Genomic DNA, 16,344 nt, shown 5'->3' with positions numbered 1-16,344 from the left:
ATCATTTTCCCGGCTGCTGCGCGTACGATGCGGCGCGGGCGAGGTTGGTTTCCAATTGCCGTTTGCCAGACACGTACTGCTTCGGCCACGTGACATCGCGATAGCCCAGCCTGGCCGCCTCGTGCAGCGTCCACGCCGGATCGGCCAGATGCGGACGCGCAATCGCGCAAAGATCGGCCCGACCAGCCGCGACGATGCTGTCGACATGATCGGCCTCGAAGATCGCGCCCACAGCGATGGTCGGGATGCCCGCCTCATTGCGGATGCGGTCGGAGAACGGCGTCTGGTACATCCGGCCGTAGACCGGCGCCTGATCCGGGCTGACCTGGCCTGATGAACAGTCGATCATGTCCGCGCCGGCCGCCTTGAAGGCGCGTGCGATCTCCACCGCATCATCGGCGGTGATGCCGCCCTCGACCCAATCGTGCGCCGAGATCCGCACCGACATGGGCTTGTCCTGCGGCCACACGGCGCGCACGGCCGCAAACACTTCCAGCGGATAACGCAGACGGTTGGCGAGCAACCCGCCGTACGCGTCGGTGCGCGTGTTGGTCAACGGCGAGATGAAACTCGAAAGCAGATAGCCGTGGGCGCAGTGCAGCTCAAGCCAGTCGAAGCCAGCTTCCGCCGCGCGCTTCGCGTTGGCCACGAAGTCATCACGCACGCGGTCCATGTCTTCCTGCGTCATTTCGCGTGGCACCTGCGACACGCCGGGCATGTACGGCAGCGCCGACGCGGAGATCAACGGCCAGTTTCCGTCCGCCAGCGGGTAGTCCATCTTCTCCCAGCCAAGCTGGGTCGAGCCCTTGCGCCCGGCATGGCCAAGCTGCATGGCGATCTTCGTATCGCCGTTGGCGTGCACGAAGTCAACGATGCGCTTCCACGCATCGCGCTGCGCGTCATTCCACAACCCCGGGCAAGCCGGCGTGATGCGCGCGTCTGGCGACACACAGGTCATCTCGGCCACAACCATGCCGGCGCCACCGAGGGCGCGGGAACCGAGATGCACCAGGTGGAAATCGCCCGGCACGCCATCGACCGACGAGTACATCGCCATCGGGCTCACCACCACGCGGTTCTTCAGGGTGACGCCGCGCACTGTGAATGGTGTGAACATCGGCGGCAAGGCAGCATCGCCGGCAGCCGCGCGCAGCTTCAGCGTCTCCTGTGGCACGCCGGCCTGCGCGGCCAGCCATTGCTCGAAGTTGTCGACGTATTGCGCATCGCGCACGCGCAGATTCTCGTGCGAGATCCGCTGCGAGCGCGTCAGCAACGAATAGGCGAACTGCTCGGGCGCCATGCCGGCATAGCGCTCGACGTTCTCGAACCATTCGGTCGAATTGCGCGCCGCGTTCTGGATCTTGAGCACTTCGACGCTGCGTGTGGCCTCGTAGCGGGCCAGCGCTTCCGGCAAGCCGTCGACACCGGCGGCGCGATGCTCGCCGATCGCCTCCGCCAGATCGATCGCGTCTTCCAGCGCCAGCTTGGTCCCCGATCCGATCGAGAAGTGCGCGGTATGCGCCGCATCCCCCATCAACACCACCGGCACGCGGCGGCCGTCGTCCAGGGTGTTCCAGTGCACCCAGTGATGGCAGATCACCCGAGGAAAGCGAATCCAGATCGCCGAGCCACGCAGATGCGCGGCGTTGCTGATGAGCTTGTTGCCGTCGAGGTACTTGGCGAACAGCTTCTCGCAGTAGGCCACGCCCTCCTCCTGGCTCATCTGTTCAATGCCAGCGGCCTTCCAGACCGGCTCAGGCGCCTCAACGATGAACGTCGACGTGTTGTCGTCGAAGCGATAGGCGTGCGCCTGGAACCAGCCATGCTCGGTCTTCTCGAATGCGAACGTGAAGGCGTCGAACAGCTTGTGCGTGCCGAGCCAGACAAAGCGGCACTGGCGCGTGTCGATATCGGGCTGGAAGCTCTCGGCATAACGTGTGCGGATGCGGCTGTTAAGGCCGTCCGAAGCAATCACGAGATCCGCGTTGTACTGCCGCGCCAGCGCCTGGTCATCGCTGACATCGGTCTCGAACACCAGCTTCACGCCGAGCGCCTCACAGCGTGCCTGCAGGATATTGAGCAGGCGCTTGCGGCCGATGCCGATGAATCCGTGCCCACCGGATCGGATGGTGCGCCCACCGATATGAATGTCGATGTCGTCCCAGTGATTGAATGCCGCGTTGATCTCGGCCGCGCTGACCGGATCGGCCTGTTTCAGGTTCTCGAGCGTCGCATCAGAGAACACCACCCCCCAGCCGAAGGTGTCGTATGGCCGATTGCGTTCGACCACGATCACCTCGTGGGACGGATTCTGCAGCTTCATCAGCAAGCCGAAGTACAAGCCCGCCGGGCCGCCACCAATACATAGCACGCGCATCTGATCGCCTCCTGCAAGCCGTCAGTCGACGGCTCTACATCAGGGTTAAATATTTTATGCTTAAAATATTAGGCGGCATGCCGGGATCTGGCAAGGGGTTTTTCAGGGAGCCCGCAAGTGCCGGGCTCCCTGCCCTTCTATGCCTGCGTCAGGCCAGCGACTCCTTCACCTGCTCCAGCGCCGTCGGGTCCTCGATCGTGGTCAGGTCACCCGGATCACGGCCTTCCGCCACCGCCTGAATGGCGCGGCGCAGCAATTTGCCCGAGCGTGTCTTGGGCAGCGCATTGACGAAGAACACGCGCGCCGGTCGCGCCACCGCGCCGAGCTGCTGCTCGACCGTCTTCATCAACTCCCCCTCGAATACCATGCGGTCCGCTTCGGTTGCCGTGCGCCCGGCATCACGCGCAATGCAGAAGCCCATGGCGACCTGGCCCTTCAGCGCATCCTGCACGCCGACCACGGCCACCTCGGCCACGCCCGGGTGTGACGACAGGCTTTCCTCGATCTCTCGGGTGCCCAGTCGGTGGCCTGCTACGTTGATCACATCGTCGGTGCGACCTAGGATGAAGACGTAGCCATCCTCGTCGCGGATACCCCAATCGAACGTGGAATAGCACTGACGATTCGGCACCGCCGACCAGTACGTGCGAATGAAGCGGTCGTCGTCGCCCCAGACCGTCGACATGCAGCCCGGTGGCAGCGGATAGTCGATCGCCACCACGCCCTTGGTGTTTGGCGGACACTCCTCGCCGGTGACCTCATCGACGATGCGCAGGTCGTAACCGTAGGCCGGCACCCCGGGAGATCCCAGTTTGGGTGGCAGCGCTTCCACGCCGCGCTGGATCGCGATGATCGGCCAGCCCGATTCGGTCTGCCAGTAGTTGTCGACCACGGGCTTGCCGATGCCGTCCTGAATCCAGCGCGCGGTAGGTTCGTCCAGCGGCTCACCCGCCAGGAACAACAGCCGCAGGCTGGACAGGTCGTGACGCTTGAGCAGCGCCGGGTCCTGCTTCTTGAGTACACGGATCGCCGTAGGCGCGCTGAACATGATGTTGACGCTGTACTGCTCGACGATCTTCCACAGGATCGCGCCATCAGGACGAATCGGCGTGCCTTCGTACATGACCGTGGTCATGCCCGCCAGCAGCGGCCCGTAGACGATGTAGCTATGGCCCACCACCCAACCGATATCGGACGCGGTGAACATCGTGTCGCCCGGCTTGCCACAGAAAATATTTTCCATCGACGTGGCCAACGCCACCGCGTAGCCACCGGTGTCTCGCTGCACGCCCTTGGGCTTGCCCGTGGTGCCCGACGTGTAGAGCACGTAGGACGGCTCGCTCGATTCCATCCAGACGCATGGCACGGCCTGACCGGCCACCTTGTCACGCCAGGCCGCGTAGTCCTCGTCGCGGCCGCTGACCAGCGGCATCTCAGCCAGCTTGCGGTCCACCAGCAGCACCTTTTCGGGATGATGACCAGCCAGCCGGATCGCTTCATCAAGCAGCGGCTTGTACGGCACCACCTTGCCCGCACGGGAGCCGGCATCGGCGCTCACGATCACGCGCGGCTTGGCGTCATCGATACGGGCCGCCAGGCTGACCGAGGCAAACCCGCCGAACACCACCGAATGCACGGCACCGATGCGCGTGCAGGCCAGCATCGCAAACATTGCCTCCGGAATCATCGGCATGTAGATCAGCACCCGGTCGCCGCGCTGCACGCCCAGCCCCTGCAGCGTCGCCGCCATGCGCGTGACTTCGTCATGCAACTCGCGGTAGGTGTAGGTACGTTCGGTATCGGTCTCAGTCGAGACATAGACCAGCGCCCGTTGGTCGGGACGCGCGGCCAGGTGCCGGTCGATGGCGTTATGGCAGATGTTGGTGCGCCCGCCGACGAACCAGCGGGCAAAAGGTGGGCGACTGTCGTCGAGCACGCGTTCGAAGGGGGTCTCCCAATCGATGCGTGCGGCCTGTTCGGCCCAGAATCCTGCCGGATCGGAAAGGGAGCGCGCGTGCAGTGCGCGGCTTGCCGTCATGGTATGTCTCCTCCGCTATATGGGTGATCAGTGCGGTGTTGATGGCTTGAACAGTTCGACAGGCGCAAACCTGCCGACTACCTCTACTGGTTGCACGACGCGGGGTTCTTTTCCACCTGCGTTCGGATGCCGGCCATCTTTTCTGGAGAATCTACCATGACAGCGTCCAGCCCCAAACGCTTTGCCTCGCAATAGTCAGCCTGATCATTCACGCCGAATGCCACGAGGTTGGCCGCCACTTTCGACCGGTAGCAATGGACAGAGGCTTTGGTCCAGAGCACCGCCTGGACCGGCGAATGCCCCTCCCCGAGCGTGAAGGTCTCAACCACGTCCACGTTGCGTCGCATCTCGAATCCCGCCCACACACCTGAAACGGATGGCGCATCGCAGTGCTGGCCAAGCGTTGCGGAGACCAGTCGACGCCGGGTCACGTCACGCGCCTCGGCCAGCCGCGCGCGTGGCCAGGCTGCGAACGTATTCTGGTAATCGGCCTCGGTCGAGTAGATCAGCACGCGGCTCCAGGCGTTCTCTGCATCCAGCACTGCAGCCACCGCGGCCGTCTGCGTCGCCGCCGGCATCGACTTCATGTCGAGGATGATCGGCACGTTGGCCGGGATGGCACGCAATGCCTGCTGCAGCGTGGGAATGCCGACCGGACTGTCGCGATAGGGGTAGCGCTTCACGCCATCCGAACCCATTTCGGCGAAGGACCAGCCGGCATTGAGCGTCGCCAGCGTGGCGGCGCTGAAATCGGCCACCTTGCCCGATCCATTGGTCAGCGCTGACAGGTCGCTCGGGCGGTACAGCACCGGCACGCCATCGAGGCTCGTTTGCACCGACAGCCAGATCACGTCGGCACGTTGGCGCAATGCCGACTCGATCGCCACAAGCGTGTTTTCCGGGCGATCCGCCGTGCCACCGCGATGCGCCACGAGCTTGGGCAGAGGGTAATCGGGTTCGTCATCCTCCTGCGCGCGTTCGCATGACGCGCCAAGACACGCCAAGAGAATCGGCAGGCAACAGACGGTTTTGGGGAAGGACATCGGGCAGTTCCATTGGTGGATCAGACTGCCCTTTTGCCACCCTTCGCCGACTACGTTCTTGATGCCCATCAATTTGCATGACGGAGGCACGGCGCGTCCCCGGCCCAGCGTCTAGCGTGGAACCGGGTTGCCAGAATTTCGCGGCGTCAGGAGGTCGCCGCGCGCGCAGGTGCTACTGCGCGCGGCTCGACTTGGATTTGGTCGCTGGCGTCGGCGACGGCTTGCTTTCACGCGTGGCGGACTTGGCCGACGACTTGCTCGTGGAACCGTGCGGCGAGGTCTCCACCACCACCCGCTTGCGGGGTTCGGCCTTGGCTGATCGCGACGACTTCTCGACCTTATCGGATTTCTCCGACTTTGCCACGGCCTGTGTCTTGCCACCCGACTTGCCACGTGGCGCGGCCTTGGCTGGCGCTTCGTCTTCGTCCCCGGCGCGCTCCGCCCGCATGGCGGCGGAGTTCGGACGCAGCATCAGCACCAGACTCTGTCCGGCAACAAGCTTGCTGCCGGAGAGCTTGTTCCACGACTGCACCTGCTTGACCGACACGCCATAGCGACGCGCCACCGTGGACACCGTATCCTTGCGCCCCGCCCGCACCACAACGCGCTTGGCGTCAGGCACATCCGGCTCCACGGCCAGCATGGCCGTATCGACCAGCGATGCGCTGATGTCCTGGTCGTGGCGCTCGGTACGCGGAATCATGACGGTCGAACCGGCCTTCAGGCGCATCCCCTTGGGAATCCGGTTGATCTCGCGCAGCGTGTCCACATCCACATTAAGCCGCGCAGCCAGCGACTCCACACGTTCCCGGCTATCCACGGTCACCGTCGTCCAGCTCGACAACCCGCCACGATAGGTATTGAGGTTGTACTGGAAGCGCTCGGCGTTCTCGAACGGCAGCAGGATCTGCGGATTGGCCGCACCCAGGATCACCGGCCGGTTGAACGACGGATTGAGCGCCTTGAACTCGTCCAGCGGCATATTGGCCAGCTTGGCCGCCAGCGCCACGTCGATATCCCGCGAGGTCGTGACCGTCACGAAGTACGGATGATCGGGAATCTCGGGCAGCCTGACGCCATACGCGGCCGGGTTGGCGATGATGTTCTTGACCGCCTGGAGCTTCGGCACGTAATAGCGCGTCTCGGTCGGCATGGTCAGGCTGGCGTAGTCCGTGGGCAGCCCCCGGGCCTGATTGCGCGCGATGGCCCGCGACACGGCGCCTTCGCCCCAGTTGTAGGCGGCCAGCGCCAGTTGCCAGTCGCCGAACATGTCGTAGAGCCGTTGCAGATAGTCGAGCGCCGCGTCGGTCGATGCCAGCACGTCGCGCCGCTCGTCGCGGAACATGTTCTGCTTGAGGTTGTACGTCTTGCCCGTGCTCGGGATGAACTGCCACATGCCGGCGGCCTTGGCCGTGGATTCCGCCTGGGGATTGAATGCGCTCTCCACGAACGGCAGCAGGGCCAGCTCGGTCGGCATCTTGCGCCGCTCGAGTTCCTCGACGATGTGGTAGAGGTAGCGGCTCGACCGGCCCACCATCCGTTCCATATAGTCAGGGCGGGCCGCGTACCACTGCGTGCGATCATCGACCAGCGTGCCTTCCAGGTCAGGCATCGCGAAACCCTTGCGGATGCGGTCCCAGATATCGCTGGACGGCCCGCGCAGCCAGTCCACGCTGGACTGGTCGACATTCACGACGGTAGAACGGGATAACGTGCCGGCGCGGCCGGTGCTGTTGAGGGTATTGAGCGGGTCCTTCTTCGGACCGGATTCCAGGGCGGTCGGCGTGCCGGACAATTCGCCGGCGGGCGGTGTGGGTGTGCTGGCGCAGGCTGCAAGCAGCGTGGCACACGCAACTACCGCCAGAAATCGACCAAATCGCATTAAGTTCTCTGAAAGTGACGCCAAAAAGTTGGCCTGATGCTATGGAAAAGCCCCCCTCGCGTCAATGAGATTTTCCCCATGATGCAATTTGAGTCAATTGTCCTCGCCCAGCCCGCAACCGGATTGTCCCATCCGCGTTAACGAAAGCCGTCCTTCCAGCCGCGCAGCGCACCAAAAGCCGCCGCGTCATCGCTCACGTCGCCGCCCTGCGCCCGCACAGCCTGGCGGACGGCGGACTCGCGGGACCGCAAGAACGGATTGACCGCGCGCTCGTGCGCCACGGTCGTTGGCACCGTAGGCGTGCCGGCCTCGCGCAGGATATCCACCCGCGCCGCCCACGCCGCCAGATCCGGGTTGGCCGGCTCGACGGCCCGGGCAAAGCGGACGTTGCTGCGCGTGTACTCATGGGCGCAGTAGACGCGCGTGTCGCCGGGCAGTGCCGCGAGCTTGTCCAGGGATGCCAGCATCTGGGCCGGCGTGCCTTCGAACAAGCGCCCGCAGCCACTGGCGAACAGCGTGTCGCCACAAAACACCACGGGGCCGGCGCCGGGCAGGTCGCCGACATAGGCCACATGGCCCGCGGTGTGGCCGGGTACATCCAGTACCCGGAACGTCACTGCCGGATGACGCAGCGTGACCGTGTCGCCTTCGCGCACGGCCTGCGTCCGGTGGGCGATTCGCTCGCCCTGCGGGCCGATCACCGGCAGTGGCTCGCCGTTCGGCCCACTCGGATGACGCGCGAGGAGGTCTGATACACCACCCTGGTGATCCCCATGGTGATGGGTGATTACAATAGCGCCCAGTGCCAGCCCGCGTTGCGCCAGAAACTGCTCGACCGGTGCGGCCTCGCCTGGGTCCACCACGGCCGCGCTATGCCCGTCATGGATTGCCCAGATATAGTTGTCCTGAAAGGCGGGAATCGGCTCCACTTTCAACATGCGTGCTCCTCTATGTCCAACCGACCGATTATAGATTGGGAAGAATGGCTAGCCTCGCCACCCGGGCAGTACGTGCTCGAGTGGGAAGGCCAGCAGTATGACCGGACGGTAGCGGACATTTTTGGCTATCACGCGGTGCAGTTCGGCCTGCCCGCCATCGACACGTTGCGCGAGAACCGGATGCCGTTCTCGGCGTTGGCGCTGGACGGCCGCGCGGGCCCGCACGGGCCAAGGGAGACCCATCCCGATGCTCGGCAACTGCTATGCCGGTTCGACGAACTGCCTTTTGATACGCAGAGCATCGACCTCGTCACGCTACCGCACGTCCTCGAATTCTCGGAAGACCCGCACGAAGTGCTGCGCGAAGTCTCGCGCGTGCTGATGCCCGAAGGGCGCGTGGTGGTGACATGCTTCAACCCGATGAGCCTGTGGGGGGCGCGGCAGGGCCTGAACCGCCTTGGCGCCATGCCCTTCCTGCCAAGTGACGCCCAAACCATCGGGTTCGTGCGAATCAAGGACTGGCTCAAGCTGCTCGGGTTCGAGATCATCCGGGGCCGCTTCGGCTGCTACTGCCCGCCCTATCGCACGGAACGCTGGCTGCAGCGCGCGGCATTCATGGAGAAGGCCGGCGACCGCTGGTGGCCGATCTTCGGCGCGGTCTATATGATCTCGGCGGTCAAGCGCGTCAAGAATATCCGCCTGGTGGGCCCGGCCTGGAAAACACCCAAGTCGGCGCTGAAGCCAGTAGCGGCTCCGGTTGCCACGCCCACGGGCACGCACGGCAAGACCCCCGGCCAGGACAGCTAGGACCATCACCTTATATCCATGCAAGAAGTCACGATTTACTCCGACGGAGCCTGCAAGGGCAATCCCGGCCCCGGCGGCTGGGGCGCCGTGCTCGTCGCCGGCGGCCACGAGAAAGAACTGTTCGGCGGCGAAAGCCCCACCACCAACAACCGCATGGAGCTGATGGCGGTCATCGAGGCGCTGCGCGCGCTCAAGCGCCCATGCATCGTCAATATCTATACGGACTCGCAGTACGTGCAGAAAGGCATCAGCGAGTGGATTCACGGCTGGAAGGCGCGCGGCTGGAAGACAGCGGACAAGAAGCCGGTCAAGAACGCCGACCTCTGGCAGGTACTGGATGAAGCCCAGAAACCTCATCAGATCACGTGGCACTGGGTGCGTGGTCACAACGGGCACCCCGGCAACGAGCGCGCGGATGCGCTGGCCAATCGGGGGGTGGCATCGATCAATACCTGAGCCGTCGTTTACAATCCTGCCCATGCGACAAATCGTCCTCGATACCGAAACCACCGGCCTCAATCACGCAACAGGCGACCGCCTGATCGAAATCGGCTGTGTGGAACTGGTGAATCGCCGCCTGACAGGCCGCCACCTCCACTTCTACGTTAATCCAGAGCGCGACATCCACGAGGATGCCATCGCCGTGCACGGGATCACGCTCGATTTCCTGGCCGACAAACCCAAGTTCGCCGAGATCGTCAACGAGGTCCGTGACTTCGTGCAGGACGCCGAACTGATCATCCACAACGCGCCCTTCGACCTTGGCTTCCTGGATATGGAATTCCAGCGCCTGGACCTGCCGCCGTTCCGCCAGCACGCCAGCAGCGTGATCGATACGTTGCGTGAAGCCCGCCAGATGTTCCCGGGCAAGCGCAACTCGCTGGATGCGCTGTGCGACCGACTGGGCGTCAGCAACTCCCATCGCACGCTGCACGGCGCACTGCTCGATGCCGAACTGCTCGCCGAGGTCTACCTGGCGATGACGCGCGGCCAGAACTCACTGGTCATCGACATGCTCGACGGCGCCGCCACGGATGGCGAGACGCGTAGCACCGCCGACCTGTCCGCCATGACGCTGCCCGTGCTATTGGCCTCCGAGGAAGAAATCTCGGCGCACATGGGTGTGCTCAAGGAACTCGACAAGGCAAGTGGCGGCAAGACGGTCTGGCAGGATGCCTCCCCTGCCGAAGCCGCCACTCAGTAGGGCCCGGCGCCTCCCGAGGGATTTCGAAGAAAATTCGAAAAAGGGCTTTACAAGATACCGGCCCATCGGCATAATCTCGTTTCTCCACTGCACGACATCAGCAGCAACGATGACGAAGCAGCATGGGTGGTTAGCTCAGCGGTAGAGCACTGCCTTCACACGGCAGGGGTCACAGGTTCAATCCCTGTACCACCCACCAAAATTTGTGGCTTGCAACGCCTAACGTTGCCGTGAACCCGGATCGCTGACGAGCTTTCCGGGTTTTTTGTTGTCTGTCGATGACCGACGGTATTCGCCGTCCTTCACGGATCACGACACTGGGCCCATCGAACGCCTATCGACAACGTCGACGCCCTACCCGCCCTCTCGACCAGCCGATCATGGCTGGTGATTCTTGTCGTTTCGGCAAGTACATACCTTGCGACGCTGCCGCTTGATCATCCCGGATGAGGCTCACCGACTCGCGCCAAGCCTGCAGGTGTCGCGCGCCCCTGGCGGACTGACAGCTCCGAATGCCCCGCTGAACGGTGGCACTGCTCTGCCCCAACTTGCCAAGGAGTGTCTTAATCACTTTGATGGAGATCATCCCCCTCAAGCGCCAAGCGATGTTGAAATAGAGATGTGCAGTGCCTTCCAAGGTGTTGTCATCGGGGCGTGATCGAAGCAAGCTAGTATCTGATACGCCCTTTCTCCGTCAGGCCGTCGCCGTGTCGCAGGCTCCCCAGAAGATGCCTGCGGCTTGACCAGGCGATGCGCGCCTCCGATCGAAACGCGAAACCGGCCCGCCCGGTTGCAGAAAAAGGCCCCGACTCCACATGACTGGTCCTCCTGCCAGCCACGACACCGAAAACCAATCGCCACCCATCTGGCACACGCTCACCGACACACAGGTCGGGCAGGCCCTGCAGACCAGCGCAGCCGGTCTGAGCGCAGCCGAAGCCTCCCGTCGACTGGACGAGTACGGTCCCAACCGTCTCGCGCCACCCAAGCGCCGCGGCCCGCTGATGCGGCTGCTGCTGCAGTTCCACAACATCCTCCTCTACATCATTCTCGGCTCGTCGATCGTCTCGGCGATTCTCGGACACTGGGTCGATGCGGCCGTGCTGCTCGTGGCAGTCGTGATCAATGCCGTCATCGGGTTCATCCAGGAAGGCAAGGCCGAAGCCGCCATTGATGCCATCCGCGCCATGCTCGCCCCGCTTGCGTTCGTGATTCGCGACGGCCAGCGGCACGAGATCGCCGCTGCGGATCTCGTGCCGGGCGATGTGGTCGCGCTGGCTTCGGGGGACCGGGTGCCCGCCGATCTGCGCCTGACCTCGGTCAAGGAGTTACGGGTCGAGGAGGCCGCGCTCACCGGCGAATCGTTGCCCGTGGAAAAGAATGTCGCGCCCGTGGCGGAAGACGCGCCGCTGGGCGATCGCTTCGACATGGCGTACTCCGGCACGCTGGTGGTCTACGGACAGGCGACCGGCATCGTGGTCGCGACGGGCAGCGCCACGGAACTGGGCAGGATCAACGAGATGCTCAGCAGCATCGAAAGCCTGTCGACGCCGCTGGTGCGGCAGATCGATCGTTTTGGACGCGGTCTGGCGGTAGCCATCCTGTTGCTCTCCGCCGTGGTGTTCGTGGCCGGCATTCTCTGGCGTGGCCACTCCGCAGCCGACATGTTCATGATGGCCGTGGCACTGGCGGCCTCCGCCATCCCCGAAGGGCTACCGGCGATCATGACCGTCACGCTTGCGCTCGGCGTGCAGCGCATGGCCCGGCGCCATGCCATCGTGCGGCGTCTGCCGGCGGTGGAGACGCTGGGATCGGTGACGGTGATCTGCTCCGACAAGACCGGCACGCTGACGCGCAATGAGATGACCGTGCAGCGCATGGTCTGCGCGGGCCATGTATTCGATGTCGGGGGCGTCGGTTATGCGCCGGTGGGAGACTTCAGCATCGACGGGCACATCGTCGACCCCATGAGTTGCGCGCCGTTGGCCATGGCCCTGCGCACCGGCGTACTCTGCAACGACGCCAACATGCGCAATGACGAAGGCATGTGGCACGTCGAGGGCGACCCGACGGAAGGTGCATTGCTGGTGGCTGGCGCCAAGGCGGGCGTGGAACACCAGAATCCTGAATCCGGCTGGCATCGGCTCGATTCCATCCCCTTCGAATCCGAGCACCGCTTCATGGCCACCTACCACCACGATGCCAATCATGCGCCGTGGATCCTGGTAAAGGGTGCGCCCGAGCGCATCCTCGACATGTGCGCGCGGCAGTGGAATCTCGATGGGGAGCACCGGCTGGACGTGGACTACTGGCGCCGCATGGCGACCGACACCGCAGCGCAGGGCCTTCGCCTGCTCGCCCTGGCCTGCAAGCGCGCGGCGCCCGTGGGCGACAAGCTCGCGTTCTCCGATATGGAAACCGGCTACACGATGCTGGCGCTGGTCGGCATCATCGATCCCCCGCGCGAGGAAGCCATCCGTGCCGTCAACGAGTGCCACCACGCTGGCATCCGGGTCAAGATGATTACCGGCGACCACGTCGAAACGGCACGCGCGATCGGCGCGCAACTGGCGATCGGCGTCGGCAAGCCCTCCTTGACCGGCAGCGAGGTGGCATTGATGGACGATGCCGCACTGCGCCGGGTGGCGATGGAAGTGGACGTATTCGCGCGCGCCAGCCCAGAGCACAAGCTGCGCCTGGTCAGCGCGCTTCAGGACGGTGGCCAGGTCGTGTCGATGACCGGAGACGGCGTCAACGACGCGCCCGCGCTCAAGCGGGCCGACGTTGGCGTCGCGATGGGGCTCAAGGGCACCGAGGCGGCCAAGGAGGCTTCCGACGTAGTGCTCGCCGACGACAACTTCGCGTCGATCGCCCACGCGGTGCGCGAGGGTCGCGCGGTCTACGACAACCTGAAGAAGTTCATCCTCTTCATGTTGCCGACGAACGGCGGCGAGGCGCTGATCGTGATCGCCGCGATCCTGTTCGACCTGCCATTGCCCGTCACCCCTGCCCAGGTACTCTGGATCAACATGGTCACGTCCAGCACGCTGGGACTGGCGCTCGCCTTCGAGCCCGCCGAGGCCGGCATCATGGCGAAGCCACCGCGCCCGGTTGGAGAAACGCTGCTGTCGGGCTTCTTTGTCTGGCGCGTAACGATGGTATCCATCCTGATGATGGCGGGGGCGCTCAGTCTGTTCCTGTGGGAGCTATCCGACGGCACCAGCCTGGAAACCGCGCGCACGATGGCTGTCAACGCAGTGGTGGCCGCCGAGATGTTCTACTTGCTCAACAGTCGGCATATCCTGAAGACCGTGCTCAACCGCGAGGGGCTGTTCGGCAACCCGTATGTGCTGCTGGCCATTGCCGCCTGCGTGCCGCTGCAGCTAGCCTACACGCACCTGCCACTGATGCAGGCAGTGTTTGATTCCACCGACCTGTCCGCGCTGGAGTGGTGCAAGGTGATCGGCGCCGGCCTGCTGGTGTTCTGCGTCGCCGAACTCGAAAAGATCCTGATCCGACGCAAACCGGCTGGTAAGCGTCTGGCTGCCGATTGAACCTGCCATTGAACGATTAGCGAGATGCCCATGACGACTCTCCCCGCCACCTCCCCGCCCGCAAGCCTGATGCTGGCCACCGACCTGAGCCCACGCTGCGATCGCGCCCTGGACCGTGCAGCGGGACTGGCCCAGGCATGGAAGGCCGAACTGATCGTGGCCCATGTGCTCGACCCCGCCGCGCACCCGGACCAGGCACTGGCCTGGGCTGCCGATACCGGCGGTGACGGCGATGCCCTGCATATCGCCCGCCGACAGATCGATCGTGACCTGGCCGGACTCCCCGTACGTGCCGAGGTGCGAATCATGAAGTCCCGGGATATCTCGGAGACGATCCGCAACATGGCAACCGTTTCCGGCGTCGGCCTGGTGGTCACCGGCGTTGCGCGGTATGAGCTGCTTGGCCGGTTCCTGCTCGGCTCTAGCGTCGAGCGCCTGGCGCGCACGCTCGCGCAGCCGTTGCTGATAGTGCGGAATCGCCCGCACGCGCCCTACCGCCGGATTGTTGTGGCCACCGACTTCTCCGAAGCCTCGCGCAATGCGCTGCTGACGGCGGCGCAGCTTTTTCCGGGATGCGAACTGACGGTTTTTCATGCCTACCTGCCGCCTTTCGCGGGGCTGACCGACACGCAACCGCAGCCTGCCTCCGCGCAAGCGCAGGAGCGAGCGCAGTACGACGCGTTTATCGCCGCCACCGCCTTGCCCGCAGGAACGCGCGTCACACCGCTGATCGTGCGTGGTGGGTTGGAATTGCACCTGACCCAGCACGTCCGCCAGCACGATGTCGACCTGGTGGTGATGGGCGCGCAGGGTCGCGATGCCCTGACTGGCGCGTTGCTGGGCAGCACTGCCGCAAAACTGCTCGACTGCCTGCCCTGCGACTCAATGGTCGTGCCCCGGCCGCGCTCGGTGGGTTGAAGGTATCGGGGAACAAGGCAACCCGGCCAGACGTAGCGTCAGCAACATCGATGTCCGCGACGTTCTCACGGTCGGGAGCCTTTGCGGTAGCCACGCCATGCCGCAAGCGGTCGCCTCCCGCTGTCAGTCGCCTCCGACCTGCTCCCCGCCACCAGAACCAGAACCAGAACCAGAGGCAGGCGGCAGGTCCGGGGACGCCCACAACATCTCCTGCAGCGGGCGGCGCTGCCGCCAGCCAATCTGCTCGAGCATCGGCTTTTCATAGAATGCCGGCACGGGCCCCAGGCACAGCAGCCCGAACGGCGTGGCGCCTTCGGGAAGCTGAAGTTCGCGTGCCAGCGCTTCGGGGTCGAACATCGAGACCCAGCCTAGCCCGAGGTTTTCGGCACGAGCCGCCAGCCAGAGATTCTGCACGGCGCACGCGGCGGACGCCCACGCCATCTCACGCGGCATGCTGCGCCGTCCGAATACAGTACCGTCATCCGGCGCCAGCACCACAGCCAGCAGTTCAGCGCAATCGCGAATACCCTCCACCTTGATCCGCAGGAATTCCGCGGCCCGTTCCCCCAGGGCCTGCGCCGTGGCCTGTCGCTCGGCCTCCACGAATGGAATCAGGCGTTCGCGCCAGGATGGTGTGCTCAGGCGCATGAAACGCCACGGCTGCATCAGGCCCACTGAGGGCGCCTGGTGCGCCGCATCCAGCAGCCGTTCCAACTGCTCATCGCCAAGCAACGGCCCGGGCGTGAAATGACGGCAATCGCGCCGCAACGCCATGATGCGGTAGAGCGCTTCGCGCTCGGAAGCTTCTACGTGCGGGCCTGACATGCTTTTTCTTCCTTGTTGTCGATGTCCGCGTCATCCCGAAACGGAATGCAACGCCTGGACGCCCGACAAATACCAAACAGCAGCGGCAAGCGCAAGTCGCAGGTTACTTCGACTGGAACCCCGGCAGGCCCGACGCCCATTTGCTGGCGGCCAGCGCCTTCGCGCATCTGACGGCGGCCTGGAAGTCGGCCTTCAGGTCCTCGACGGCGATGTGGCGACGAAAGAAATCGGCCCAGACGAACTCGGCGAAGGCCGTAGGCGTCTTCTGATACCCACCGGCATCGCGCACGTAGCCGGCCAGCGACCGGTACGGATCGTCGATCAGTTTTTCCAGATGGGACGGGATCAGGGTGTAGCAGTGGCGCACCCCGTTCTCGTCCAGCGGATGCACCCACTGGTTCTTGTCCATCTCCCCCCAGAAATCGCCTGGCGCGCTGGTGGAGAGATCGGCCTCCACCATAAAGAAGCCGGACGTAAGGCCCGCCTCCAGCGCAGCCCGGCCAAGGTGATGGTGATCGGTGATGTAGAGCTTGCCTCCGGGGCCTTCGACGGCCGGAATCGGATGCGCCTCCATGAACGCCTGCTGATCCTTGGGCTTCAGCGAGGCCAGGTGCGTCTTCTTGTCCTGCACTTCGATCATGCCCACTGTCAGTTGGGTGGGATGCAGATCGTGGATCAGTGATTCTCGGATCTTCGGCACGGCGGTCGCCCTCCTGGCACATGGTTCGATCCAGGGCCGCAATCCGAAGCGAGAAAGC

Annotated in this window: 12 protein-coding genes and 1 tRNA gene; 6 read left to right on the top strand and 7 right to left on the bottom strand. The window is 64.5% G+C overall.

Going from position 1 to position 16,344, the window contains the following annotated elements; genetic code table 11:
- Position 1: 1 nt before the first annotated feature.
- The 5 genes from D769_RS02085 to gloB form a co-directional block, all read right to left on the bottom strand.
- On the bottom strand, positions 2–2,377 hold the full coding sequence (locus tag D769_RS02085; RefSeq protein ID WP_008641635.1) for a bifunctional salicylyl-CoA 5-hydroxylase/oxidoreductase: 2,376 nt from the start codon (positions 2,375–2,377) through the stop codon (positions 2–4).
- A 148-nt stretch (positions 2,378–2,525) separates the two neighbouring features.
- Entirely contained in the window at positions 2,526–4,415 is a 1,890-nt protein-coding gene (locus D769_RS02080; RefSeq protein WP_008641627.1) for a propionate--CoA ligase, read from the bottom strand.
- Positions 4,416–4,498: 83 nt separating this feature from the next.
- A complete protein-coding gene (locus D769_RS02075; RefSeq protein WP_206536991.1) occupies positions 4,499–5,458 on the bottom strand; it encodes a glycerophosphodiester phosphodiesterase family protein in 960 nt (319 codons plus the stop codon).
- Positions 5,459–5,630: 172 nt separating this feature from the next.
- A complete protein-coding gene (locus D769_RS02070) occupies positions 5,631–7,340 on the bottom strand; it encodes a transglycosylase SLT domain-containing protein (RefSeq protein ID WP_008641625.1) in 1,710 nt (569 codons plus the stop codon).
- 137 nt (positions 7,341–7,477) lie between these two features.
- A complete protein-coding gene (gloB, locus tag D769_RS02065) occupies positions 7,478–8,278 on the bottom strand; it encodes a hydroxyacylglutathione hydrolase (RefSeq protein ID WP_008641624.1) in 801 nt (266 codons plus the stop codon).
- A 12-nt stretch (positions 8,279–8,290) separates the two neighbouring features.
- Between gloB and D769_RS02060 the strand changes: the two genes are divergently transcribed.
- The 6 genes from D769_RS02060 to D769_RS02035 all read left to right on the top strand — a co-directional run bounded on the left by D769_RS02060 (position 8,291) and on the right by D769_RS02035 (position 14,761).
- Positions 8,291–9,085: a methyltransferase domain-containing protein gene (locus D769_RS02060; RefSeq protein ID WP_011516914.1), complete on the top strand. Its 795-nt coding sequence runs from the start codon at positions 8,291–8,293 to the stop codon at positions 9,083–9,085.
- 18 nt (positions 9,086–9,103) lie between these two features.
- Positions 9,104–9,541: a ribonuclease HI gene (rnhA, locus tag D769_RS02055; protein WP_008641621.1), complete on the top strand. Its 438-nt coding sequence runs from the start codon at positions 9,104–9,106 to the stop codon at positions 9,539–9,541.
- 22 nt (positions 9,542–9,563) lie between these two features.
- Positions 9,564–10,289 (top strand): DNA polymerase III subunit epsilon, encoded by a 726-nt coding sequence (gene dnaQ, locus D769_RS02050; RefSeq protein WP_008641619.1) that lies wholly within the window; start codon positions 9,564–9,566, stop codon positions 10,287–10,289.
- A gap of 124 nt (positions 10,290–10,413) precedes the next feature.
- Positions 10,414–10,488 (top strand) — tRNA-Val (locus tag D769_RS02045).
- Positions 10,489–11,104: 616 nt separating this feature from the next.
- Entirely contained in the window at positions 11,105–13,843 is a 2,739-nt protein-coding gene (locus D769_RS02040; RefSeq protein WP_008641616.1) for a cation-transporting P-type ATPase, read from the top strand.
- A gap of 30 nt (positions 13,844–13,873) precedes the next feature.
- Positions 13,874–14,761 carry a universal stress protein gene (locus tag D769_RS02035; RefSeq protein WP_008641614.1) on the top strand — a complete coding sequence of 296 codons (888 nt, stop codon included), beginning with the start codon at positions 13,874–13,876 and terminating at the stop codon, positions 14,759–14,761.
- A 123-nt stretch (positions 14,762–14,884) separates the two neighbouring features.
- On the opposite strand, the gene bluB is transcribed toward D769_RS02035, so the two are convergent.
- Positions 14,885–15,586 carry a 5,6-dimethylbenzimidazole synthase gene (gene bluB, locus D769_RS02030; RefSeq protein ID WP_008641612.1) on the bottom strand — a complete coding sequence of 234 codons (702 nt, stop codon included), beginning with the start codon at positions 15,584–15,586 and terminating at the stop codon, positions 14,885–14,887.
- Positions 15,587–15,689: 103 nt separating this feature from the next.
- Entirely contained in the window at positions 15,690–16,286 is a 597-nt protein-coding gene (locus D769_RS02025) for a ParB-like protein (protein WP_008641610.1), read from the bottom strand.
- Positions 16,287–16,344 lie beyond the last annotated feature (58 nt).

Source organism: Cupriavidus sp. HMR-1 (assembly GCF_000319775.1).
GTDB lineage: Bacteria > Pseudomonadota > Gammaproteobacteria > Burkholderiales > Burkholderiaceae > Cupriavidus > Cupriavidus metallidurans.
Note: the sequence above shows the minus strand (reverse complement) of the source record. Positions and strands in the feature narration are given on the sequence as shown.

What these genes read in the sequence shown, in the direction of transcription:
- D769_RS02085 (WP_008641635.1), bottom strand. Translation starts at nt 2,377, where the DNA reads ATGCGCGTGCTATGTATTGGTGGCGGCCCGGCGGGCTTGTACTTCGGC.
- D769_RS02080 (WP_008641627.1), bottom strand. Translation starts at nt 4,415, where the DNA reads ATGACGGCAAGCCGCGCACTGCACGCGCGCTCCCTTTCCGATCCGGCA.
- D769_RS02075 (WP_206536991.1), bottom strand. Translation starts at nt 5,458, where the DNA reads ATGTCCTTCCCCAAAACCGTCTGTTGCCTGCCGATTCTCTTGGCGTGT.
- D769_RS02070 (WP_008641625.1), bottom strand. Translation starts at nt 7,340, where the DNA reads ATGCGATTTGGTCGATTTCTGGCGGTAGTTGCGTGTGCCACGCTGCTT.
- gloB (WP_008641624.1), bottom strand. Translation starts at nt 8,278, where the DNA reads ATGTTGAAAGTGGAGCCGATTCCCGCCTTTCAGGACAACTATATCTGG.
- D769_RS02060 (WP_011516914.1), top strand. Translation starts at nt 8,291, where the DNA reads ATGTCCAACCGACCGATTATAGATTGGGAAGAATGGCTAGCCTCGCCA.
- rnhA (WP_008641621.1), top strand. Translation starts at nt 9,104, where the DNA reads ATGCAAGAAGTCACGATTTACTCCGACGGAGCCTGCAAGGGCAATCCC.
- dnaQ (WP_008641619.1), top strand. Translation starts at nt 9,564, where the DNA reads ATGCGACAAATCGTCCTCGATACCGAAACCACCGGCCTCAATCACGCA.
- D769_RS02040 (WP_008641616.1), top strand. Translation starts at nt 11,105, where the DNA reads ATGACTGGTCCTCCTGCCAGCCACGACACCGAAAACCAATCGCCACCC.
- D769_RS02035 (WP_008641614.1), top strand. Translation starts at nt 13,874, where the DNA reads ATGACGACTCTCCCCGCCACCTCCCCGCCCGCAAGCCTGATGCTGGCC.
- bluB (WP_008641612.1), bottom strand. Translation starts at nt 15,586, where the DNA reads ATGTCAGGCCCGCACGTAGAAGCTTCCGAGCGCGAAGCGCTCTACCGC.